Below are 22,565 nucleotides of genomic sequence, written 5' to 3'. Positions count from 1 at the left end.
GCGGAACCGGCCATTGCTGTATAAGTGAAACAACTTCGACTGCCTAATCGGCAATACCGTCGTTGTTGCGGTCTATGCGGTCGGCGGCACCTTCGTAGACTTGGCGGGTGCTCGGGGCATGGGTGGTATCGCGCTGGAGGCCAGAAGTGGAGGAGTCGCTGTTAGCCGCCGAAGACTGCATGTCGTTGGAGTCGTTGTCCTTGTAGGAGTCGCGCTCCACATTGGTATCCCCGGTGTCGTTGCCGGTGTTGCAGGCAGTAAGGGAAGCGGTGGCCAATAGAGCGGCGGCAACCAGTAGGCGAGGCGTCGAAGAATATTTCATGGCGGAGAGAAAGTGGAGTAGCAGTGTGACGGAAAGATAATTCGTCTGCCAATGATACGATAAAGCGGAGGCATCGTTACCGGCAACCGAAGCTGATCCGAACCGACCTGTAGCAGAAGCGGTATATTTGTTCTCTTTGCTGTTATTTTATGAGCCGTCGTGTTTCCCTTCCTTTCAACTACCAGCCCCTGTTGCGGCGGGCTGCTATTTTAACTGCCGTAAGCTTCGGGCTGGCCTTCGCGCTGGTGTCTTTTCTATTCGGCTTCGAAGACAAATTCTTCGGCCGGATCACTGGAGCTTTTTTCGTATTTTTCTGGCTCTTGTCCGTAACATTTCTGGGGGTAGTTCCCTTTGTAAGTTGGGCAGCCGACCGGTGGTTACGCGGTAAATCAAGTGAAACTAGCGTCCCGCTTACTCGTAAGCCCCGAACGGCCTCTTCTTCGGCAACCGTTCGTAAGCCTGTGCGTACAGTATCTGGTCATACTAAATAATCAATCCATAAACCGTGAAAACAACACTGCTCCATATTAAGAACATGGTTTGCCCACGCTGCGTGGAAGCCGTCCGCAACCTACTCGAACAAGCTGGCTACCACCCGACGGAGGTAACTTTGGGCCATGCCCAACTTGACAAGGATACTCCTGCCGACCCTGCTGCTGTGGCGCCTATCTTACGTGAAGCTGGTTTTGACGTACTTATGGGACGGGCCGAACAAATGACTGAGCAGATCAAGGCCGCCTTGGCCGAGTACCTGGAACACCTGCGCACGGCCCGGATGCCCCTCACCACTTCGGCTTTCCTCACTGACCGTTTTGCGGCTACCTATTCTCACCTGAGCAAGGTGTTTTCACGCACGGCCAACCTCACCATCGAAAAATATCTGATTCGGTTGAAAATCGAACAGGTGAAAGAAATGCTGAGCTACGGCGAAATGACCTTGAGCGAAATTGCCGACCAGATGCGTTACAGCAGCGGCCAGCACCTAAGCAACCAGTTCCGCCAAGTTACAGGCAGTTCTGTGAGCGAATTCCGCCGCGACATAATGCCTAAGCGTTTGTCACTCGACCAACTGGCCTAGGTTTACTAGTTAAATTATAACAGACAGCCCGGTTTCCATTAAGGAAGCCGGGCTGTTCTTTTTAGGTGCTGCCGTTGCCGGGCTTCCTTACTGCTACGAATAGGGAACGGACTGACGCGTGGCAACGTTTTGCCGAGCCGTATCTTTGCGACTCGCTTTCTTGTTGTGCTCTTGTGTCTTCACTCCGCATCCTGCTCGTTACGCCGCCCCTCACGCAGCTGAACACGCCCTACCCGGCCACGGCTTACTTGAAGGGCTTCTTGGGTAAGCGCGGCTACCACAACGTCACACAGGCTGATTTGGGGCTGGAGTTGGTGCTGAAGCTGTTTTCCGAAAACGGACTGCGGCGGGTATTCACTGAAATAGAAGCTGGCAATTTCGAGTTGAGCGACAATACTCGCCGGATGCTACGGCTGCACCGCAGCTACCTAAGCACCATTGGGCCGGTTGTTCGCTTCCTGCAAAACAAGGACAACACCTTAGCTCCACGCATTTGTCACAGCCGGTTTTTGCCTGAAGCCAGCCGTTTCGACAACGTGGCCGACCTGGAAACCGCCTTCGGCAGTATGGGTCTCACCGATCAGGCCCGTCACTTAGCCACGCTCTACCTGGAAGACCTTGGCGACTTGATCAAGGAAACGGTCGGGCCGCAGTTCGGCTTTTCGCGCTATGCAGAGAAACTGGCAATGTCGGCTACTACGTTTGATGCGATGCACGAGGCCCTGCAAGCCGCGCCCAACCTGCTCGACCGGATGCTGCTGGAGTTGCTGGACGAGCTGGTAACCCGCGTGCAGCCCGATGTAGTAGGTTTCACGGTGCCTTTTCCCGGCAACCTCTACGGAGCGCTCCGGCTAGCAGGCCGCCTGAAAGAAATCAGTCCTGCCACCAAAACCCTGATGGGTGGCGGCTACCCCAACACCGAATTGCGCCAGATTCAGGAGCCCCGCTTTTTCGATTACATCGACTATCTGACTCTCGATGACGGAGAAGGGCCGTGGCTGCGCTTACTTGAGCTGTTAGCTGTTAGCTGCCAGCCATTAGCTTCTCTCGCTTCTGTCGAAGTTGCGCAAGCAGGGGCTACTTCAACCCTGACAGAACAACCGCTACTAGCTAACAGCCATCAGCTAACAACTCAAACCCTTCAACGAACCTTCCTACGCAACGCCTTCGGGAAGGTGGAGTATATCAACCATCCTCATCCTGATATTCCGCACCCGGAGGTAGGCACACCCGATTATTCGGACTTGCCGCTGAGCGAGTACTTGTCGGTGATTGAGGTGCTGAATCCGATGCACCGCCTCTGGAGCGACGGGCGCTGGAACAAGCTCACGGTGGCGCACGGCTGCTACTGGAAGCGCTGCTCGTTTTGTGACGTAACCCTGGACTATATCTCGCGCTACGAAACGGCCCCAGCCGCTCTGCTAGTCGACCGTATCGAGCAAATTATCGCGCAGACCGGGCAAACTGGCTTTCACTTCGTGGATGAGGCGGCCCCGCCCCTGGCGCTTCGTGACTTGGCGGTAGAGTTGCTTAAGCGGCGCGTCAGTATTACGTGGTGGGGCAACATCCGCTTCGAGAAAACCTTCACTCCCGACTTGTGCCGGCTGTTGGCGGCTTCGGGCTGTATTGCCGTGTCGGGCGGGCTGGAGGTGGCTTCCGACAGACTATTGGCCTTGATGGAAAAGGGCGTTACGATTGCGCAGGTGGCCCGCGTGACGGATGGCTTCACCCAAGCCGGCATTATGGTGCACGCGTATTTGATGTACGGCTTTCCCACCCAAACCACGCAAGAAACCGTGGACAGTCTGGAAGTGGTGCGGCAGCTGTTTGCGGCGGGCATTGTGCAGAGCGGCTATTGGCACCGCTTCTCGATGACGGCCCACTCGCCAGTCGGCAAAAATCCGGGGAAGTATCAGGTGGTGCCCATTGGCCCCGAGCCGGGCCCTTTTGCCTGGAACGACCTGTGGCACGAAGACCCCACGGGCACCGACCACGAACAGTTTGGGGCGGGTCTGGCCAAAGCACTTTACAACTACCTGCATGGGGTAGCCCTGCACGAGCCGCTTAGCTTCTGGTTCGATTTCCGCGTACCCAAAACCACCGTTTCGCGCCAACTTGTTCAGCAGGCGCTGCAGGAACCCGGCAAACCTGATTTTGCCAAGCAAAATCAACGGTTGTTTTGGCTAGGCAACACGCCAGAACTTCGGCAGGAAGCCGGCAAAAAAGGCCCGCAGGCCGTGCTTACATTTTACGAGCAGGCCGAAGATTTCGAGGTGACCGTACCGGCAGTGCTCGGCCTTTGGCTGCAAAAGCTCCTCACAAATCTGACGCAGGACTACGACACCAAGCTACTGCTAAAGGACGCCGCACGCACTTTCCCGACCGGCGGCCAGTCTTTCCAGCAGCTCCTGGAGTCGTCGGCGTGGCAGTTGCTGCGGGAGAAGGGCCTTCTGGTACTATAGCGTAGCAGCTCGCAACGATAAGTTAAGTAGCTGACTTTGCTGCAAAGACGCCTCTACACTGGTTGGTTGACTTCAACGACGGCCTTCCAAGCAGAAACCTAGGGTTACTTACGCCATTCTTGGATTGCTTCCACATAACCAGCAGCTGGCCGGGGCCAACTCCACTTTCCATCTTCGGTCAGGCCACCGGGCACGCGGAAGTTGCTGTTAGCCTTCAGAAAGGTCCGGATAAGCGTATTCCGCCGGAAGCCTAAGGCATTGCGCAGACGCCGCGTACTTTCTTTCACATTCAATGACGTGTCAGCCGCCGCATACAGTGCTAACACGGGTATGCGCCGGCGGTTGAGCGCCTGGAACGGCTTGGCCTGGTCAACTGACGCAACCGGCACGTTTTCCAGCACCACAAAAGCCGCTTGCGGAGCCATCATGGTAACAGCCGGAGTGACGGCCGCCGCAGTAGCCCCGTAAACCCACAACCCAATTTGCGTGGTATCGGCGGCCGGGGCACGACGCAGGGCTGTCAGCACGGCCGTAGCTCTACGTAGCGCGGCAGAATCAGGAAGTGCGGTTTGGCTTATGGCTACAACGGTAGCAACAAATCCTTGCTGCGCTAGTTGGCCGGCCCGGGCGGTAGCGGCAGCTTGGTGGCTGGCATCTGCGAAAAGCGCTACGGCAGCATGCCGCGCAACGGTATCATTGGGCACGAGCAGCGTGAGCGGAGGCAGGCCCAAAGTAGTTTGCTGCGGCAGCTGCTTTTCTTGGTAGGCGCGCGGCTCTGGCTGACCGCGCCGCACCCACACGAAGTCGGCCCTAACGCTATCCAGCGTGAAGACACCCCGCAGAAAATCACCTTCCCGGACGGCCGTAACCTGGACGCCGCCAGGCTGTGCGGGCTCTTCGAAACGAAGCTGTGGTTCGGTATAGCTTAAGTTGACGGCCGGAAAATCCAGACCTCTTAGTCCAGGGAAATGCAGGTCGGCCTCTAGTTGGCCGGGCTTGCTTTCCCGCAGATCCAGCACGGCTAATAGCTCGGTACCCTGGTAGCTGATGGGTCCTTCGTAGTGGCCCGTGGGCAATGCCACCACCGCTTTCCGCTCTGAATCGAGGGAGCAACTCGCCAGCAACATAGCCACCAATGACCACCAGATCCCCTGATGGCACCAAGCCGACACAAGAATGGAACAGGTATTTCTCACGCAAACAGCAGGATGATACAACTCCCAAAGGTAAAGCCGGAAGTGAAACTTGGCTTTGCCAGTCAAGTTGGCTCTGGCAGCAAGGTAGCAGCGCGCTACAAACCCTTGCGCATAATCAGATCAATCTGCACATCGGAACCAAGCAGAAACTCGTGCTGCCCGATAACCTTGAATCCGGAGCGGCGGTAAAACTCGATGGCCCGGCTGTTCTTTTCCCATACCCCGAGCACCACCGAGCGGCACTCCTTCTGCCGGGCTTCTTCGATACTGCGCCGCATCAGGGAAGCGCCTAAACCCGTACCTATCCAATCCTCGCGCACATACAACCGCTCGATTTCCAGACGCTGGTCGGGGGCCTTACCGGGTTCCAGGCCCAACAGGGAGTTGAAGCGCAGCTTGGCGTATCCTACCAACTCTTGCTGCATGCGGGCCAGCAAAAACACTGTGTCGGCATCCTCTAACTCGGCCAGCTGCTTTTCCGGGCTGAAACTAGCGGCCAAATAAGCTGCTATATCTTCCGGACGGTTGTCGGCTGCAAATGTATCGTGAAAGGTTTGGTGCCCTAGTGCGGCAAGTTGGGCTGCCGTGGCTGCGCTACGGCGGGCAACGGTGATAAGGAGAGGAGACGACATAATGACGCAAATCTACGCAAGGCACTTCACCCATTGTGTTGGCTGCCTTCAACCATTTCTCTACACTCGGCTGCGCCTTGCCATGCTCCAGCCAAAGCGCAACAACAGCACGCCTCCAACCAGTAGCAACAAACTAAAAATCAGTTCCCGGTTGTAAAGCGCGGCAATACCCGTTTGCTTGTACAAATAGTAGGTTATCCCTATGCGCAAAGCTAGTGCGGTGAGTAGCATGAAACCAGCTAGCATATTTAAACGACCCACGAGACGGCGTGTAACGGGAGGAAGCGGAGCCATAGAAACGAAATTGGTGTGCAGAGCGGTCGGACCGAAGAAGCCGACAAGTTTAAACTAGTAAACGTGTCGCTGAATTCCCTAAGGGAGAAAGATCTATCGTCAAGTAACCGTTCTAGGTTGCAAATTGGTTTTCACAACGTATTTTTGTTTCACCAAGTCCCGCGAGAGTAGCTCAGTTGGTAGAGCATCAGCTTCCCAAGCTGAGGGTCGCGAGTTCGAACCTCGTTTCTCGCTCATTGTAAATCAGCCACTTAGACACACGTCTGGGTGGCTGATTTGATTTTGGTGCCTGCCGTGGTGCCTACTATGCAGCAAGTATCATTCTTTTTTAGGTATACTCATCTATGCCCAGCATGTCATGAACAATGCTCGTATATTCGTTCAAATCTAAAGCACTTTTCTAGTATTAACTTGACATTTAACTATGAATGTAACTCTTAGCGACTTAGCAGATGGTCTTAGCGTAGTATCCTTTTTCTTAAGCATTTATGCAGTGAGAGAGGTTAATAGCATAAGAAAAACAAAAGTCCAAAGCAACATAGGCTACGGCAATGTGAATGCTACTGGCGGCTACGTAGGCCGGGACCGTAACGACGGAACAAAGCCCAACAATGGCTAAGCTGTTCGACTCTACGCACCAGACCAATATAGGGTCAAACAACATAAATGCAGCCCCAAACGCGAATGTTAGCGTTCAGGTGTTGCCTCCTCCTCATCCACTCCAGTTTGATCCGGAGGATTTACGACATGTTATCGAGTGCTTCTCAGACAACCTAGATGAGGCAGCAACTAGATTGGAAGACTTGGTCAACATAGATAAGGCTGTTAAAAACGAGTTGAACGGCCTTACTGATGAGTATTTTGAATGTCTCACAGATAGATTAATGCCCTATCTCGACCAAATACGCATTTTTTTAGTTGACCATAAAAACCAAAGCTTAAGAAAAAAGTATCAAGAAACGGTCCTTGTACTAAAGACTAGAATCATAGCAAATCGCAAGCATTTCTCAAGCTTTGACGAAGTTATGGAACACTTAGCGCAGGATATATATAAACAATGCAAACACCACAGAGGTGTAAGCATGCTGCTGGTATCTGTGTTCCTAGACTACATGTATTTCACCTGTGACATAGGAAAAACCAAGTGATAACGCCACATAAACTCTTAGACTTAGATTACTCCCTGCTTAATGTAGCAGGGATGATAATACATGCGTTAAAAAACTCTCATGCTTTAGCATATGACGAGCTTTTTAATATTGTCACTCATGACGGCCAACTTGAACGTGCTAAGTACGTCTTCCCACTATCTCTAGGCTTTTTGTATTTAGTTGAAAGGCTTGAGTACAATAAAGAAGGGGACTTGATAGAACTAACCAACCATGAAGCTTAAGCGCTTATTTGCTTCAGACGGAAAATTTAAGGCTGTAGTATTCAACGATGGTTTCAACGTTGTATTAGCTAGTGCGCGTAGCAAAGAAAATAGTAACGTTGATACTCATGGTGTTGGAAAATCAACACTAATCGAAGTCATTGACTTTATGCTGCTAAAAGAGATTGATAAATCTCATTTTTTAAGAAAGCATCAATTTTTTGCTCCTTATTCGTTTTTCCTTGAAATTCAACTAAATAGTGAACAGTTTTTAGTTATTGGCCGTTCGGTCACAGCTGACACTAAGATCAGCTTTCGAGTATCATCTCAACCTCTACAAGATAACATTTCTGTTGATGATTGGGACTTAGGGAGTGTACCTATTGCTAAAGCAAAGCAAGAGCTAAATAGACTACTGGGCTTTAACATAGCTACAACGTTTACTTATCGTAAAAGCATAACGTATTTTCTAAGAGGGCAAAGTGATTACCGCGACGTATTTCAACTTCAAAAGTTTGGTAGTGGAAATCACAAAGACTGGAAACCTTTTATTTTCGAATTATTAGGATTCAACCCAATAAACATTACCAGAAAATACAATCTAGAAACTGAAATAGCTGGGCTTGTAAAAATAGTAGGTGATGTTGGCGACAAGTTTAATATAGCTAGCTCACAAATCGACAAAATCAATGGGATAATAGAATTAAGAACTGAAGAAAAACAAGCCATTACAGCACAGCTAGAAGCCTTTTCATTTCATGAGTCTGATAATAAAAAGATTCTTAAAGCTGACGATATAGAATCAAGAATTGCTGAACTGAATCTTAGCAGCTATAATATTAGATATGAAATTGAAAGAGTTGAACAGTCTTTAAAAAGCCATTCCTCTTTTAATACTGGCGAATTAGAAGCCTTATTCAATGAGGTAAAGCTCTATTTCCCTAAGGCTTTAAAAAAGGAATATGAGGACCTAGAACAGTTCAACTACAATATTACAGTTGAGCGCAATGAGTATTTACAAAGACAATTACAACGCCTACAAGATAAGCTCAGCAAGGTAATGACTGAGCTTGCTGACTTAGACGCTCGTCGTGCTGGGGTACTCATTGAGATAGGTACCACAAAATCGTTTAGTAAATACAAGAGCTATCAAAAATCTCTAGCTGCAATTGAAGCTGAATTAGCAAAGCTTCAGGAACAAAGAAATCAGCTCGACATTGTCAGCGGGATTACAAGACAAATTGATTCTCTTAAGGGCGAGCTTAAAGAGGTAAAGAGCCTCATAGTTGAACAACTAGCTGAGCGTAACAGCAATTATTCGCTAATACGAAGACGTTTCCGAACGTTTGTGCACGATGTTATTAATGCTTATGCTCTCATTTCTTTAGCAGTGAACGCTAACGGGAATGTAGATTTTAAAGCGGAAATAATGGATGAACAAGCAAGTGAAGTCACTTCCAAAGCTGAAGGTTTTTCCTATAAAAAGCTTTTGTGCGCCTGTTTTGATTTAGCCGTGATAATAACATATAGACCAAATTCTTTCTTTCGTTTTGCATATCATGACGGTGTATTAGAAGGTCTAGACAATCGAAAAAAGCGACTGTTTGTAGAATTAGCAAAACGTCTCTGCGATGAATTCAACATTCAATACATACTAACTGTTATTGAGGATGACATTCCAGCTGGGGAAGAACCTTACGGAGGATTATTTGAAGATAAAGATATCATACTTCGATTATATGACAGTTCTGATGAAGGAAAACTTTTTGAAACTTCTTTCTAATGTTTAGCGGCTTATTAACATTAAAAAACCCAACCTAACAGTTGGGTTTTTTAATGTTATGTCAGATTCTATGATCCCTCAATTAATTAGTGTTTTATATTAGACTCGCGTATAAAGATCGGAACAACCTAAGCTGCTATTAGACTCTCTATGAGGTGGTCTAGCATAAACGGACAGTGAGAAGTCTTAACTTCCACTGCCATGACCGAGAAGGAACTAGTTGGTGGCCTGCCTGCCACCCGTAAGAAATACATACCAGCTTTTAAAGCCGAGTGCGTGCGCCAAGTGGCGGCCGGAACGCGACAAACCGACGTAGCCCGTGCCAAGGGCCTCTCGCCCGCGTTGTTCGGCCGCTGGCGACGCCAGACTTTAACCGAGCAGAATCCAGCGCATTGACTAATTACCTTAGGCTCTCGTTGATGTAGGTCGATCTTTTGCATAAGTGGCTAGCTTATTCTACGCGCTAATATGACTGTGCTACTACTTGGGAGAGTTACGCTGCCGAATCCAACTCACATATAGCTGAACAGCAGCACGTAACACCAGAAGAGTCCATTCAACTTTTTTGTTGCGGCCCGCGCAACTGAGGGTGGGGAACGGCGTACCAATAACCGGCTCGCCTCGGTAACTATTGTTGGAGCCAGCCATTCGTTCGGCCGCTTGGCGGTCACTTTCCCACCACCATTACTACCTGCGACTATGTCTAAGCAATCTGGAAAACGTAGCCAACACGACCCCAAGGCTGGCCCAAACGCTAACCCCAAAATCAGCAACCAATCGTCGGAGCAGGCGCAGCATGCGGGCTCTATCGAACACGACCGGTCGGTGCGCAGTGGCTTGCCAGGCCAAGCCAGCCAACCGCACATAGCAACCGATGAAAACATGAAGAGTCGGGTAGCCGGCGACATGGAAAGCGGCACCGGTTTGAATGCGCCTAGCGACAAAGGCAGCACCCGCCAGGGCCAAGGTGACTAGGCTGCCAGCAGCGTATGTTCCGGCTGGCACTCCGCACTTAGAGGCTATCCAGCTAGGCAAAAGGTATTGTCATTCCGACATTCCCTGCTCGGATAGGCTCTTAGCGCCCTGAATAGGCACTTGTCGTCCTGCTTGGATTCTTCTGAGCAGGGCGGCTTTTTTATGCTCAAGGAGCTGGTAGCTTACTCCTGTTTCATTTAAATGATTCTGCATCGAATCCGACTGATTTGAAGAGCTGTCTGGCGCCTACTGCTAGCCCCTCAGTACCGAGTGTTCCTGGTTCGGCGTCAGTCAGCAGCGGCAATGCATGGGTTCCTGATTCCAGTTATCCGTCACTACGCTCGTAGCTGTAGAACACCAGGGGCATACTTCAAGCAATGACAAAGCCGCGCACCTCAATCAAAATTCCAACCTAAAAACGGTGCCCTCGCCTTCGGTTGAATGCACTTTGATGCTGCCGCGGTGCAGGTGCATGATCTGCTTGGCGAGGCTCAACCCAATGCCTGTGCCGTTTTTGCGGGTGGTGAAGAAGGGAATGAAGATGCTGTCGAGCAGGTCTACGGGGATGCCGGTGCCGTTGTCAGTTACTTCGATAACCACGCGGCCAGGCTCCGGCTGGCGGGCGCGGAGCTGGATATAGGGGTGCGGACGCTGGTGCACGGCGTACGCGGCGTTGAGCACGAGGTTGATAAGTACCTGCTCCATGAGCTGGCTATCGGCTTGCAGCTCTAAACCAGCCGGCTCTACCAGCGTCAGCAGCTCAATGCCGTCTTGCTGGAGCTGGGTGGTCATCAGGCCGCGGATGCTGTTGAACAACTCTTGCACGTATACTGTGGTTAGGAGCGGGGCGCTGATGGTGCTTAGGTCGCGGTACACCCGCGCAAAACGGAGCAGCCCTTCGCTGCGGCTCTGGATGATGGCCATGCCCTCGGCTACGTCGTCGAGTAGGGCGCGTTCGGAGTGTGGCGGCTCAGGCACCTGCTCTAGCTCATGGCGCAGGTGGCGGCGCAAAGTATCGGCCAGGGAAGCAATGGGGGCCACCGAGTTCATGATTTCGTGAGTCATCACGCGCAGCAGCTTCTGCCAGGCGGCCGTCTCGGTTTCGTCGAGGGTAGCACCGACGTTCTTGAATGCTACCAGCGTGAACTGGCGGCTTTGCAGCTTGAACGTGGTAGCCGACAGCAACAGCTGTATGGTTTGGGAGCCAACCGTGAGCTTAACTACCATTGGCGTGCTAGGCTGCAACTGCTGAATAGCCTCGTATAGCACTGGTATGCGCTTTTGCAGGGTTTGAATGTTTTTCAGATAAGGCAGCTCCAACGTCTGCTTGAACGCCTCGTTCACCCACTCCACCTGGCCGGCGGCGTCATAGGAAATAATGCCAGTGTCGATGAGCTGCAACACTGTTTGCAGGTAGGTGAACTGGGCTTCGCGCTCGGCGCTGAGCTGGCGGAACGTGGCGTTGAGTTGATTGAAAGCTGCATGCAGCGGCCGCAGGGCGTGGTTGGGATGGGCCTCGTTGTAATGCTGCGCGAAGTCGCGGTACTTAACAGCCAGCAGGAAATCGGCCAGGGCCCGGTTGTGGCGTGTGACGTGCCGCGCTAGCTCCCATACGGCTAGCCCGAGCAGCAAAACCGCCCCGAGCAGCAGCGCGTGGTAGCCGTGCTGCCCGGCGTATACGATAGCGCAAAGCAAAGCCAGCAGCCCTGACAGCCGGAGCAGAACGCCTATTTCCAGCCGCTTAAAGATCATGCTTTTCGAGGCGACGGTAGAGCGCGGTGCGCGTGAGGCCAAGCTCTTTGGCGGCCTTGGTGATGTTGCCGTTGTGCCGCTCGATGACGCGCATAATCGTGGTGCGCTCTATTTCACTGAGTTGCAGCGGACCCTCAAGGGGAAGTGGCGTACTTCCGGCAGCCAGAACTTCCAGGTCCGAGAAGTGAAAATCTTGCGGACGCAGCACGTTGCCTTCGGCCAAGATGATGGCCCGCTCGACGGCGTGCTGTAATTCGCGCACGTTGCCGGGCCAACTATGCTGCTGCAGCTTCTGAAGCGTTGCCGGCTCGAAGGTGGGCGTAGGCTTGCGGTTGCGGGTGGCGTAGAGTTCGGCAAAGTGGCGGGCCAGCAACAGCACATCATCGCCGCGCGCCCGGAGCGGCGGCAGCGTAATTTCGACGGTGTTGAGGCGGTAAATAAGGTCTTTGCGAAACTGGTTGTGGGCGGCCAGCTCGTAGAGCGGCGCGTTGGTAGCCGATACCAACCGAATATCGACGGGCACGGGCTTGTTGCTGCCCACCGGAATTACGTGGCGGTTTTGCAGAGCCGTGAGTAGCTTGGCTTGCTGCGCCAGCGAGATATTGCCGATTTCGTCGAGGAACAGGGTGCCGCTGGTGGCCGCTTCAAACCGGCCGAGACGGTCTTCGCGGGCATCGGTGAAGGCGCCCTTTTTATGGCCGAATAGCTCACTCTCGAAAACGCCTTCACTCATGGCCGCCAAATCGGCCGTAACGAAGGGTTTGGCAGCGCGGAAAGATTTTTGGTGCAGAGCTTTGGCTACTAGCTCTTTGCCAGTGCCGTTTTCACCTAACAACAGCACATTGGCTTCGGTGGGCGCTACTTTCTCGATCTTATGAAACACCTCCTGCATGGCCTCCGACTCGCCGAGCAAATCGAACTCAGCGAAAGTGCCGGCGCGGCGCGGCGGGCTGCTGACGGTAGCAACTTTGCCGGCCGCAGTGCGCTGTTGCAGGGCCGCGTTCAGGGTTTCGAGCAGTTGCGCGTTGTGCCAGGGCTTAACGATAAAGTCGGTGGCGCCGGCTTTGAGGGAGCGCACGGCCGTGCTGACTTCGCCGTGGGCCGTAATCATGATGACGGTGGCGTTGGGGTCTTTTTCGCGGATGCGGCCGAGCCAGTACAAACCTTCGTTGCCGCTGCCCAACGTGCTTTTATAGTTCATATCCAGAAAAATCACGTCGAAGCGCTGCTTGCTTAGCAGCGACAACAGCAATTCCGGATTCTTTTCGGTCACCACTTCCTGCACTTCGGTTTTGAGCAGTAGGCGCATAGCGAACAATACGTCCGTTTCGTCGTCGACCACTAAAACGCGTGCTTTTTTCAGGACCATGGAAGTTGCCGCAATAATCGAATAGAAGCTGATGACGCTCTGAGAAGCGAAGCTGCGAAATCCCTATCATAAACTATACTATTTTCCGAAAAGCTGCTTCCAGCGCTTGAAATAGAAGTTTTGACGGGGCCAGCCCCGTACGGTTGTATCGGTACCGAACACTTCATGTATCAAAAGCGGACGGTTTTGACGAGGGCAGCCACATACTTTTATACAATCTGCTGAAAATCAATGTTTTAACAGACTGGCATTGTTCTTCGGATAGTATTGGCACAAGCATTTGCCGGGACTTAGCGAATGCAACCAAGCGTATGGACGTACCTATTCAAAAGAAAACCTGGACTACTGGCCGGCTGCTGCTGCTAGGCGCCGTGGCGCTGTTGCTGGCACTGTTGGCGGCTAGCTTACTGACGGCGGCTGGCCCGGCCAAGCTGAACGTGGATCCGGAGCGGCTGACCATCAGCGCAGTAACGCGTGGGCCGTTTCAGGAATTCGTGTCGGTAGATGGTGCCGTGATGCCCATCAAAACCATTTACCTCGACGCCCCGGAAGGAGGTACCGTGCAAACTATTCTGGTGGAAGACGGCGCGACGCTGCAACCCGGCCAGCCTATCATTCAACTCGCCAACACCGACTTGCAGCTGGAAATGGTAAACCGCGAAACGGCCGTGTTCGACCTGATGAACAACCTGCACAACACGCGCAACCTGCTCCAGCAAAACCGTATCCAGCAGCTCAATCAGCTCGCCGACATCGAATACCAGCTACGCGAAGCCAAGCGCCTCTACGAGCTGAACCGCTCGCTCTACGAGCAGAAAGTAATTGCCCAACAGGAGTTCACCCAAAGCGAAAACAACTACCGCTACCAGCAGCGTCGCCAGCAGCTCACCCGCCAGGCGCTGCGCCAAGATTCGTTGACGATGGGCCAGCAAATTGGGCAGATGCAGCAGTCGGTGGGGCGCATGCAAAGCAACCTGGCCTTGATGCGCCACAAGCTCGACGACCTGACCATAAAAGCGCCAGCGGCCGGGCGCATCACGTCGTTGAACGCCGAGATTGGAGAACTGAAAACCCGCGGCCAGCGCATCGGGCAGCTCGACATGCTCACGGGCCTGAAGGTGCGCACCACCGTCGACCAATACTATATCTCGCGGATTTTTGCCGGGCAGAAAGCCGAAGTGACCCTAAACGGCAAGCGCTACGAGCTGAGCGTAACGAAAATTTTCCCACAAGTAACCAAAGGCTTGCAAGTGGACCTAGAATTCAGCGGCGCCACGCCCCCCGACATTCGCCAGGGCCAGTCGGTGCCGGTACGGCTGGCGCTGAGCGACCAAACGCAGGCCGTGCGCGTACCCCGTGGGGGCTTCAACCAGAAAACCGGTGGCAACTGGATTTTCAAAGTCAGCGAAAACGGCACTAAAGCCTACAAAGCCGACATCCGCCTAGGCCGCCAGAACCCCGATTACTACGAAGTGCTGGAAGGCCTCAAGCCCGGCGACCGGGTGGTAACGTCCAGCTACGAAGGCTACGACAACATGGGCGAGCTGACGCTGACGGCCAAACAAGAATAGTCGGTTCTGACAACAACCCGAAAAAGCCGTCATGCCGGGCCAACCGGCTTACGCGCCGGAGACGAGGCACGTCCGATACCAGAGGTGAGTGCTGGCTTCAAATGCCCCCTGCGAGCTGCAACTCCGGGGAGCCCGCCTCGATCCGGCCCGGTATGATGGTCTTTTTCGAACCTAACTGATTGAAATATTTTACCGCTTGGGTTTCGCATTCTTTCCCTCCCTCCTACTCCCATGATTAAAATCGAAAAGCTCGAGAAGATTTACCGCACCGAGGAAGTGCAAACCAAGGCGCTCAACGACGTGTCGTTGGTCGTGAACGAAGGCGAATTCGTGGCCATCATGGGGCCTTCGGGCTGCGGCAAATCCACGCTGCTCAACATTGTGGGGCTGCTCGATGAGCCCGACGGCGGCAGTTTTCACTTTGCCGGGGTGGAAGTAGCCCGATCCACGGAGCGCCGCCGTGCGCAACTGCGCAAAGAGCACATCGGGTTCGTGTTCCAGAGCTTCAACCTGATTGAGGAGCTGACGGTGGCCGAAAACGTGGAGCTGCCGCTGATTTATTTAAGCGTATCGGCGGCGGAGCGCAAGCAGAAAGTGGAGCGGGTGCTGGAGAAGATGCAGATCATGCACCGCCGCAACCACTTCCCGCAGCAGCTCTCGGGCGGTCAGCAGCAGCGCGTGGCCGTGGCCCGGGCCGTGGTCAACAGCCCCCGCCTGATTCTGGCCGACGAACCCACCGGCAACCTCGACTCGCGCAACGGCAACGAAGTGATGGAGCTGCTCACCGAGCTAAACGAGGCCGGCACCACCATCGTCATGGTGACGCACTCCGAGCACGACGCCCGCTACGCCCACCGCGTCATCCGGCTGCTCGACGGGCAAGTGGTGCTGGAAAATGTGCGCGTGTAGCGCCGCCTCACTCCAACGAATTGCGTCCCGAAGTACTCCCTGTTATTCGCGCAGCTTATGCTTCAGCATTCCTTGCTTCTGATTTACCGCAATTTCAAGCGGTTCAAAACGACGTTCTTCATCAACCTGATTGGCCTGTCGGCCGGGCTGGCTTGCGCCCTGACCATTTACTTGTGGGTGCACGATGAATTGAGCTTCGACCAGTATCACGAGAAAGGCAGCCGGCTATTTCGGGTGATGGAAAATCAGCGGACGGCGCAGGGCATTGAAACCCGGCCAGGCACCTCGCCTTTGCTGGCCGAGGCGCTGGCCGAAGAAATGCCGGAAATCGAGTCCGCCGCTACCGTTACCCCAACCAAGTTCTTCCCCAACTTCACCGTAACCGGCAACGACAAGAAGATGCGGGCCGAGGGCAAGTTTGCCGGCAAAGAGTTCTTCAACATGTTTTCCTACAACCTGTTGGAAGGCAATGCCAACCAGGTGCTAGCCGACAAAAACGCCGTGGTGCTTTCGCAGGAAATGGCAGCGGCTTTGTTTGGTACGGCGGCCAACGCCGTGGGCAAAACCGTGGAATGGCAGCTCGCCGACATCAAGCGGACCTGCACGGTTACGGGCGTGTTCGGCCACATCCCCGTCAACTCGTCGGAGCGGTTCGACATGGTTTTCAGCTTCGAGGCCTTCAAGGACATCATGAAGATGGGGAAAACCATCAATTGGGAAGACGGCGGACCGTTCAGCACCTACGTGCTCCTGCACGAAAACGCGCAGCCCGACCAGTTCAGCGCTAAAATAGCGGGCCTGCTACAACGCAAAGCCGCCAAAACCAAAGACCGGACGCTGCTCACGCAGCCGTATGCCGACAACTACTTGTATGGCGAATACACCAACGGCGTGCAGTCCGGCGGCCGGATTCAGTACGTAAGGCTGTTTTCGGTTATTGCCGTCTTTATTCTCGGCATTGCCTGCATCAATTTCATGAACCTGGCCACGGCCAAGGCGTCGCGGCGGCTCAAGGAAATCGGGGTTAAGAAGACGCTCGGCGCCAACCGAAGCGCGCTGGCCGCGCACTTCCTGGCCGAATCGATGCTGATGAGCTTCCTGGCGCTGTTTTTTGCGCTGATGCTGGTCGAGCTGCTGCTGCCCGAATTCAACACCGTGACGGGCAAGCACCTGACGCTGGAACCCAAGACCCACCTGGTGGTTTCGGCGCTTGGCATCACCCTCGTTACCGGACTGCTGGCGGGCAGCTACCCGGCCTTTTACTTGTCCGGGCTCCAGCCGATAGCGGTGCTGAAGGGGAAACTGACCGGCTCCGCTGCCGATTTGTGGACGCGCAAGGGCTTGGTGGTGTTCCAGTTTATGCTGTCCGTTTTGTTTATCGTGTGCGTTTGGGTGGTGCAGCGGCAAATCGACTTTGTGCAAAAGAAAGACCTTGGCTACAACAAAGACGGGGTTATCTACTTTGAGGCGGTCGGTAAGTCGGCCCGACAGCCCGGCACGTTTCTAGCCGAAGTAAGAAAGCTGCCCGGCGTGGTGAATGCCTCGGGTTTGTTGGGCGCCTTTATGGGCGGCCACGACGGCATGCTGAATTGGGAAGGCGAAAAGATACCCGTCAACAACCTGGCCGTGGACTATGAGCTGCTGGAAACCTTGGGCATCCAGATGAAAGAGGGCCGCAGCTTTTCGCGGCAGCTCGGCTCCGACAGCACCCAAATCATTGTCAATGAAGCCTTAGTGGCGCGTTTGGGCTTGCAAAATCCGGTGGGCACCGTGCTCGGCCGCAACCGGATTTTGGGCGTCGTGCGCGACTTTCACTACCAGTCTCTGCACGAGAAAGTAGAGCCGTTCCTTTTCCGCCTGGAGCCGTCGGCCGTTACTATGCTGCTGGTTAAGCTGGCTCCCGGTCAGGAACAAGCCACTATCCGCCAACTCCAGCAACTCTATACCGCCTACAACGCCGGCTTCACGCTGAACTACCACTTTCTCGACGACGATTACCAGGCGCAATACGCGGCCGAACGGCGCGTAGGCGTGCTGGCTAAGTATTTTGCCGGGTTGGCCGTTCTGATTTCGTGTTTAGGCCTTTTCGGCCTCACGGCCTTCACTGCCGAACGAAGACGCAAAGAAATTGGTATTCGCAAGGTGCTAGGTGCCAGCGAACTAAGCGTGGTATACTTGCTATCGAGCGACCTAACCAAACTTGTGCTGGTGGCCGTGGTGCTGGCTTTGCCCGTCAGCTATTTGGTAATACGACAGTGGCTGGACAGCTTCGAATACCACATTCCATTGCAGCTCTGGTATTTCGTGGGGGCTAGCCTACTGCCCTTGGTCGTGGCTTGGCTCACCATCAGCACGCAGGCCCTGAAAGCCGCCCGCGTAAACCCAACGCTTTGTCTCAGAGACGAATAGTTGATTGACTACGGCCAGTCAGCCAATCAACTATTCTACCCGCCACGGGCCGCTGCGCTTCTCCTGATTCACCGAGTGGCCTTCGCTTCTGTCGGCTTTATCGGACCCGGCCACTGCTCGGGTCTTCTACCCTTCTGCCTTCCCACAGGCTTAACCGGCCTGCTTCTATGTAACTCCACTGCCATGTTCAAGAACTACCTGCTCGTTGCTTACCGGAACCTAGTCCGCCACAAGGGTTTCTCTTTCATCAACATTGCCGGCCTGGCCCTAGGCCTGACGGCTTGCTTACTCATCGGTCTGTTTGTGGCCGACGAGTTGCAGTACGACCAGTTTGTGCCCGACGGCAACCGGATTTACCGCGTCTACACACAGCAAACGAAAACGGAAGCCCCGGAAACTTTCGCTCCCGTAGCGCCTATGTACGCCACGACGCTCAAGCAGGAATTCCCGGAAGTGGAGCAATCCATGCGCATTCTGATGGAGCCATCGGTGAGGTTGCTGGAAGTGGGCGAAAAGAAAATCTACGTGGAAGACGGTGTTATTGCGGACTCTACCTTTTTCGGGATTTTCCAGTTGCCCTTCCAGTACGGCTCGGCAACTCAGGCGCTGAACGCGCCCACTTCCATCGTCTTGACGGAGGAGGTAGCCCGCAACTTTTTCGGCAACGGCAACCCGGTCGGTAAGGAGATAAAACTAAACAAATCGACCTTAACCGTTACGGGGGTTCTGAAGGACGACTTATCTAAATTCCACCTGAAGATTAAATATATCATTCCGATGTCGGCGGCGGAAATACCTGCCGAGCGCATGAAAAAATGGGGTTGGCAGCAGTTTTTCACTTATGTAAAGCTCCGGACCGGTACCGATGCCAAGCAAACTCAGGCCAAGTTGCGCACTTACATCAATGAGAAAGTCCAGCCAACTTTACCTGTTGGTGACAAGCTTAACAGTGTTCCGGTTTTGCAGCCTTTGCACGAGGTGCACTTGTACTCTTCCGCCTTCAAGTACGACCTGACCGTGAAGGGCAACATCATGTACGTGAAGGCCCTGAGCTTTATTGCTGCGTTTATTCTGTTGATTGCCGGCTTCAACTTCGTAAACCTGGCCACGGCCAAGTCTATGCAGCGGGCCAAAGAAGTAGGCATCCGCAAAACCATTGGTGCCAGCCAACAGCAGCTGATGCTGCAGTTTCTGAGCGAGACGGTGCTGCTCACGTTGGTGAGCGTGGTGCTGGCCTCGGTGCTCACGGCGCTGCTGCTGCCGTCGCTGAATGCCTTTACGGGCAAATCCATGACGTTTAACCTGCTTAGCAACCCGGCATTACTCGGCCTGTTGGTGATGCTAACGGTGGTGGTGGGTTTGGTGGCGGGTTTCTACCCGGCTCTGGTCCTCTCTAGCTTTCAGCCGGTGAAGGTGCTAAAAAGCGCCGTAGTCACCGACGGCATCTTTGGCCGGGTGCAGTGGCTGCGCCACGGGCTGATCGTGGCGCAGTTTGCCTTGTCGGTGTTCCTGATTGTCTGCGCATTCGTGGTATTCAGGCAGGTCTCGTACCTGCACAACAAAGACCTCGGCTTCAACCGCGACCAAATCATGTTTTTCCCCATGCGCGGCGAAAACATGACCAAGCAGTACGAAACCTTCAAAAACGAGCTGCAGCAAGTGCCCGGCGTGGTATCGGCGAGCATCGGCTACGGCTTCCCCGGCGACCAAGTGGCCGGTGATGGCCTGATGGTGCCCACCAAAGGCGAGATGAAAGAGCATTCCGCTACCCAGCTGCTGGTAGACTATGACTACATCAAAACCTTAGGCCTGCAGTTGGTAACCGGCCGCGACTTTTCCAAGGACCTAAGCACCGACAAAGACCACGCCTTCATCATCAACGAAACGGCCGTGAAGGAATTCGGCTTCGGCACGCCGCACCAAGCCTTGGGGCAAACCGTACAATGGCACGTGTGGAACGACATGAACCCCGATTCGTTGAAAGTGGGCAAGATTATCGGCGTAGTGAAGGACTTCCACTACAAGAGCCTATACGACCAACTGGAGCCGGCTGTGCTGCAAATCTTCCCGGATGCCTACTGGAAAGTGGCCGTGAAGCTGAAGGGAGAAAACATCAGCAGCTCGGTGGACGGCGTGAAACAGGTCTGGGCCAAGTTCAGCCCCGATTACCCCATCGAATTCAAGTTCCTGGACGAAAACTTCGACCAGATGTACAAGGCCGAAGACAAGCTGCAAACGCTGCTGTTCACGTTTACCGGCGTGGCTATTTTTGTGGGCTGCCTGGGGCTATTCGGCCTGGCCACGTACGCAGCCGAGCGCCGCAAAAAGGAAATCGGCATTCGCAAGGTGCTCGGGGCCGACGTGACCAGCATCGTCGGCTTGCTCTCCCGCGAGTTTATGATGCTGGTGCTGGTAGCCACCATTATTGCCTTCCCGCTGGCCTGGCTGGCCATGCAGCGCTGGCTGCAAGACTTCGCCTACCGCATCGATATTCCGCTGTGGGCCTTCCTGGCAGCAGGCCTCCTGGCAGCGTCCGTAGCTTTTCTGACGGTAAGCTACCAGGCAATTAGGGCCGCCACGGCCAACCCCATTAGGAACCTACGCACTGACTGATGCTTAGCAGACCTCGGTGCTAAGGCAATTTTCAAGTTGTATGAACAACAAAAGCGCTAGAATCCAGTACTCGTGTGCAGCACAACCGAGGTTACGACCCTGTTAACCAACAAAGTCATATTGTTGGCTTTCTCCTTGTAATGGAGCGGATGAGCAATTTACAAACCGCTTATAAGAATCTGGCCCATAGTCTTGTTTAAGACTATGGGCCAGGCTGCTACGGCCGAACCGCAACGAACTAACTACGAGGGTACTATCCTCGAAAAACTAGCGCAAGAAGAACATCAACGCGGGTACCACTACAAGGGCAGCCATGAAAAGAGCAACGATTAGGTTGTCGCGAGAAACAGGAGAAGTGGGGTCCATAAAAGGGGAATGGTTGTTACCACAAAGCTATGCAGCTCGACAATGAAGCCCCTTTTTATATTCACTTTTATATGTTACGTTTTCACCTTCTTAGGTTAGCCTACTGATAGTGTGACTGATACAATTGCCTATCGTGAGAACTGACCTCTAGCCACGGCCTGCACCCCTTGTTGTGGATAGCTGGCTGGCGGAGCAAGTTGTTTACATGGGCAGCTGACGCAGTAACTCACACTAAAAAAGCTTCCATGGCGGCCAGGGTTTCTACGGGCGCGCTCAAGTGAGGGCAATGGCCGGTTGCCTGCAACTCAACTAATGTAGCTTGGGGCAGGTGGTTGAGCAAGTACGCACCAACTTCTGCAGGGGCGGCTACATCCTGCGTACACTGCAGCACCAGCGCAGGCATTTGCAAGCGGGGCAGGTCGGCTCGGTTATCAGCAAAGAATGCCACCTCGGCAAACTGCCGCCCAACATTGCAATCGGTCGTGCAGAATTGAGTGGCTAGCTCTTGGTACAAGGCGGCCGGGGTGGCGGGGCCCATCAATAAAGCGGCAAACATATCAGCCCAACTGTTGTAGTCGGCATCCATCAATTGTAATAATTGATACATGTCCTCTCGGTCGAAGCCGCCATGGTACCCTGGCTCGTTGAGGTAGTAAGGAGAGGGAGCCACCATCACGATTCGCGAAAAAATATCAGGGGCCTCAATGGCGGCCAACATGACAATCATAGCGCCCACTGAGTGCCCGGCTACCACGACTTGCTGCAAGTTGAGCACCCGGCAAATCTCGATTATATCCTGAGCGTAGCCCTGAAGGGTAGCATACCTCACTGGATCATAGGCAGTACGGTCGGAGCCACCCGTCCCTACCTGGTCGAAAAGAACGAGCTGATAGCGGGCAGACAACGCTGGAATCATATAGCGCCAAATCCGCTGGTCGCAGCCGAAACCGTTGCACAAGAGCAGCGGGGGCTTGCCTTCTCCAATTACCGTTACGTTGTGGCGCAGCAGCACAGGATGCGTAGCTGGTTTTGGCAGTGAAGAAGATTCCGTTTTATATGAAAAAGTAAAAAGATCAGACATATATGAGTGCATGAAGGGATAGAATCAACGTCATACAGAAGATACTCTCCTTTGCAACCGCCGGATTTTGCTTGTATAGTAATATACCGTTTTATCACAGCTAAATCAGGGTATATACGGAGCCTTTTTTCTAAGCTAAATACAAACGCTTACACTGTCAATAATCAATTGTGCTCTTCGACCAAAAGCTTGTGGAAACAGCGCGCTACTTAATATTATATATATAATCAACTATTGATTGATAATGCTTTGTAAATAACTTCAATCATTTCTTACAGCATACTAACTCCCTTCTACGAGATTAAAATACTGGTTTAGTTTTAATAAATAAATTCATAATGCAAAAATATCAAGCTTATCTAGCACTAAATCTACTGATGG

At 53.4% G+C, this 22,565-nt stretch carries 18 protein-coding genes and 1 tRNA gene; 12 read left to right on the top strand and 7 right to left on the bottom strand.

The genetic code is table 11. The annotated features are described in order from the left end of the window. Positions 1-43: 43 nt before the first annotated feature. The gene (locus VF639_RS00895) at positions 44-322 is read right to left on the bottom strand and encodes a hypothetical protein (RefSeq protein ID WP_331144015.1); all 279 of its coding nucleotides are present in this window, start codon (positions 320-322) and stop codon (positions 44-46) included. Between the two features lie 505 nt (positions 323-827). On the opposite strand from VF639_RS00895, the gene VF639_RS00890 reads away from it, so the two are divergent. Continuing rightward, complete coding sequence (locus VF639_RS00890; protein ID WP_331144014.1) at positions 828-1,400, top strand: AraC family transcriptional regulator; 573 nt, start codon at positions 828-830, stop codon at positions 1,398-1,400. Between the two features lie 173 nt (positions 1,401-1,573). Next, the gene (locus VF639_RS00885) at positions 1,574-3,862 is read left to right on the top strand and encodes a B12-binding domain-containing radical SAM protein (RefSeq protein ID WP_331144013.1); all 2,289 of its coding nucleotides are present in this window, start codon (positions 1,574-1,576) and stop codon (positions 3,860-3,862) included. 104 nt (positions 3,863-3,966) lie between these two features. On the opposite strand, the gene VF639_RS00880 is transcribed toward VF639_RS00885, so the two are convergent. The 3 genes from VF639_RS00880 to VF639_RS00870 all read right to left on the bottom strand — a co-directional run bounded on the left by VF639_RS00880 (position 3,967) and on the right by VF639_RS00870 (position 5,984). Further along, on the bottom strand, positions 3,967-5,034 hold the full coding sequence (locus VF639_RS00880; RefSeq protein ID WP_331144012.1) for a hypothetical protein: 1,068 nt from the start codon (positions 5,032-5,034) through the stop codon (positions 3,967-3,969). Positions 5,035-5,153: 119 nt separating this feature from the next. After that, positions 5,154-5,690 (bottom strand): GNAT family N-acetyltransferase, encoded by a 537-nt coding sequence (locus VF639_RS00875; protein ID WP_331144011.1) that lies wholly within the window; start codon positions 5,688-5,690, stop codon positions 5,154-5,156. A gap of 60 nt (positions 5,691-5,750) precedes the next feature. Next, positions 5,751-5,984 carry a hypothetical protein gene (locus VF639_RS00870; protein WP_331144010.1) on the bottom strand — a complete coding sequence of 78 codons (234 nt, stop codon included), beginning with the start codon at positions 5,982-5,984 and terminating at the stop codon, positions 5,751-5,753. A gap of 161 nt (positions 5,985-6,145) precedes the next feature. Here VF639_RS00870 and VF639_RS00865 point away from each other — a divergent pair. The 6 genes from VF639_RS00865 to VF639_RS00845 all read left to right on the top strand — a co-directional run bounded on the left by VF639_RS00865 (position 6,146) and on the right by VF639_RS00845 (position 10,114). After that, positions 6,146-6,218 (top strand) — tRNA-Gly (locus VF639_RS00865). Positions 6,219-6,595: 377 nt separating this feature from the next. Next, positions 6,596-7,132, top strand: coding sequence for an ABC-three component system protein (locus VF639_RS00860; protein WP_331144009.1), 537 nt, complete (start codon positions 6,596-6,598; stop codon positions 7,130-7,132). After that, a complete protein-coding gene (locus VF639_RS25300; RefSeq protein WP_414654643.1) occupies positions 7,129-7,377 on the top strand; it encodes an ABC-three component system middle component 6 in 249 nt (82 codons plus the stop codon). The genes VF639_RS00860 and VF639_RS25300 overlap by 4 nt, the downstream gene beginning before the upstream one ends. Then, the gene (locus tag VF639_RS00855) at positions 7,367-9,139 is read left to right on the top strand and encodes a DUF2326 domain-containing protein (protein ID WP_331144008.1); all 1,773 of its coding nucleotides are present in this window, start codon (positions 7,367-7,369) and stop codon (positions 9,137-9,139) included. Before VF639_RS25300 ends, VF639_RS00855 begins: the two co-directional genes overlap by 11 nt. 201 nt (positions 9,140-9,340) lie before the next feature. Beyond that, positions 9,341-9,535: a transposase gene (locus tag VF639_RS00850; protein WP_331144007.1), complete on the top strand. Its 195-nt coding sequence runs from the start codon at positions 9,341-9,343 to the stop codon at positions 9,533-9,535. Between the two features lie 303 nt (positions 9,536-9,838). After that, positions 9,839-10,114, top strand: a complete 276-nt coding sequence (locus tag VF639_RS00845; RefSeq protein WP_331144006.1) for a hypothetical protein — start codon at positions 9,839-9,841, stop codon at positions 10,112-10,114. Between the two features lie 399 nt (positions 10,115-10,513). Here VF639_RS00845 and VF639_RS00840 read toward each other — a convergent pair whose 3' ends face one another. After that, a complete protein-coding gene (locus tag VF639_RS00840) occupies positions 10,514-11,866 on the bottom strand; it encodes a sensor histidine kinase (RefSeq protein WP_331144005.1) in 1,353 nt (450 codons plus the stop codon). Then, positions 11,856-13,235 (bottom strand): sigma-54-dependent transcriptional regulator, encoded by a 1,380-nt coding sequence (locus tag VF639_RS00835; protein ID WP_331144004.1) that lies wholly within the window; start codon positions 13,233-13,235, stop codon positions 11,856-11,858. Before VF639_RS00835 ends, VF639_RS00840 begins: the two co-directional genes overlap by 11 nt. A gap of 311 nt (positions 13,236-13,546) precedes the next feature. On the opposite strand from VF639_RS00835, the gene VF639_RS00830 reads away from it, so the two are divergent. The 4 genes from VF639_RS00830 (at position 13,547) to VF639_RS00815 (ending at position 20,737) form a co-directional block, all read left to right on the top strand. Next, positions 13,547-14,806 (top strand): efflux RND transporter periplasmic adaptor subunit, encoded by a 1,260-nt coding sequence (locus tag VF639_RS00830; RefSeq protein WP_331144003.1) that lies wholly within the window; start codon positions 13,547-13,549, stop codon positions 14,804-14,806. A gap of 231 nt (positions 14,807-15,037) precedes the next feature. Further along, complete coding sequence (locus VF639_RS00825) at positions 15,038-15,715, top strand: ABC transporter ATP-binding protein (RefSeq protein ID WP_331144002.1); 678 nt, start codon at positions 15,038-15,040, stop codon at positions 15,713-15,715. 57 nt (positions 15,716-15,772) lie between these two features. Continuing rightward, complete coding sequence (locus tag VF639_RS00820; protein ID WP_331144001.1) at positions 15,773-18,124, top strand: ABC transporter permease; 2,352 nt, start codon at positions 15,773-15,775, stop codon at positions 18,122-18,124. 183 nt (positions 18,125-18,307) lie between these two features. Continuing rightward, positions 18,308-20,737, top strand: a complete 2,430-nt coding sequence (locus VF639_RS00815) for an ABC transporter permease (RefSeq protein WP_331144000.1) — start codon at positions 18,308-18,310, stop codon at positions 20,735-20,737. Between the two features lie 592 nt (positions 20,738-21,329). Here the strand turns inward: VF639_RS00815 and VF639_RS00810 are convergent. Further along, positions 21,330-22,184 carry an alpha/beta fold hydrolase gene (locus tag VF639_RS00810; RefSeq protein WP_331143999.1) on the bottom strand — a complete coding sequence of 285 codons (855 nt, stop codon included), beginning with the start codon at positions 22,182-22,184 and terminating at the stop codon, positions 21,330-21,332. Between the last annotated feature and the right edge of the window lie 381 nt (positions 22,185-22,565).

It is taken from the genome of Hymenobacter sp. (assembly GCF_036387835.1).
In the GTDB taxonomy this organism is placed as follows: Bacteria; Bacteroidota; Bacteroidia; order Cytophagales; family Hymenobacteraceae; genus Hymenobacter.
This window is presented reverse-complemented; position numbering and strand designations above follow the sequence as displayed.

Coding starts and splice junctions, on each gene's coding strand:
- VF639_RS00845 (WP_331144006.1), top strand. CDS start 9,839: ATGTCTAAGCAATCTGGAAAACGTAGCCAACACGACCCCAAGGCTGGC.
- VF639_RS00830 (WP_331144003.1), top strand. CDS start 13,547: ATGGACGTACCTATTCAAAAGAAAACCTGGACTACTGGCCGGCTGCTG.
- VF639_RS00850 (WP_331144007.1), top strand. CDS start 9,341: ATGACCGAGAAGGAACTAGTTGGTGGCCTGCCTGCCACCCGTAAGAAA.
- VF639_RS00875 (WP_331144011.1), bottom strand. CDS start 5,690: ATGTCGTCTCCTCTCCTTATCACCGTTGCCCGCCGTAGCGCAGCCACG.
- VF639_RS00895 (WP_331144015.1), bottom strand. CDS start 322: ATGAAATATTCTTCGACGCCTCGCCTACTGGTTGCCGCCGCTCTATTG.
- VF639_RS00825 (WP_331144002.1), top strand. CDS start 15,038: ATGATTAAAATCGAAAAGCTCGAGAAGATTTACCGCACCGAGGAAGTG.
- VF639_RS00835 (WP_331144004.1), bottom strand. CDS start 13,235: ATGGTCCTGAAAAAAGCACGCGTTTTAGTGGTCGACGACGAAACGGAC.
- VF639_RS00870 (WP_331144010.1), bottom strand. CDS start 5,984: ATGGCTCCGCTTCCTCCCGTTACACGCCGTCTCGTGGGTCGTTTAAAT.
- VF639_RS00820 (WP_331144001.1), top strand. CDS start 15,773: ATGCTTCAGCATTCCTTGCTTCTGATTTACCGCAATTTCAAGCGGTTC.
- VF639_RS00855 (WP_331144008.1), top strand. CDS start 7,367: ATGAAGCTTAAGCGCTTATTTGCTTCAGACGGAAAATTTAAGGCTGTA.
- VF639_RS00840 (WP_331144005.1), bottom strand. CDS start 11,866: ATGATCTTTAAGCGGCTGGAAATAGGCGTTCTGCTCCGGCTGTCAGGG.
- VF639_RS00810 (WP_331143999.1), bottom strand. CDS start 22,184: ATGTCTGATCTTTTTACTTTTTCATATAAAACGGAATCTTCTTCACTG.
- VF639_RS00815 (WP_331144000.1), top strand. CDS start 18,308: ATGTTCAAGAACTACCTGCTCGTTGCTTACCGGAACCTAGTCCGCCAC.
- VF639_RS00860 (WP_331144009.1), top strand. CDS start 6,596: ATGGCTAAGCTGTTCGACTCTACGCACCAGACCAATATAGGGTCAAAC.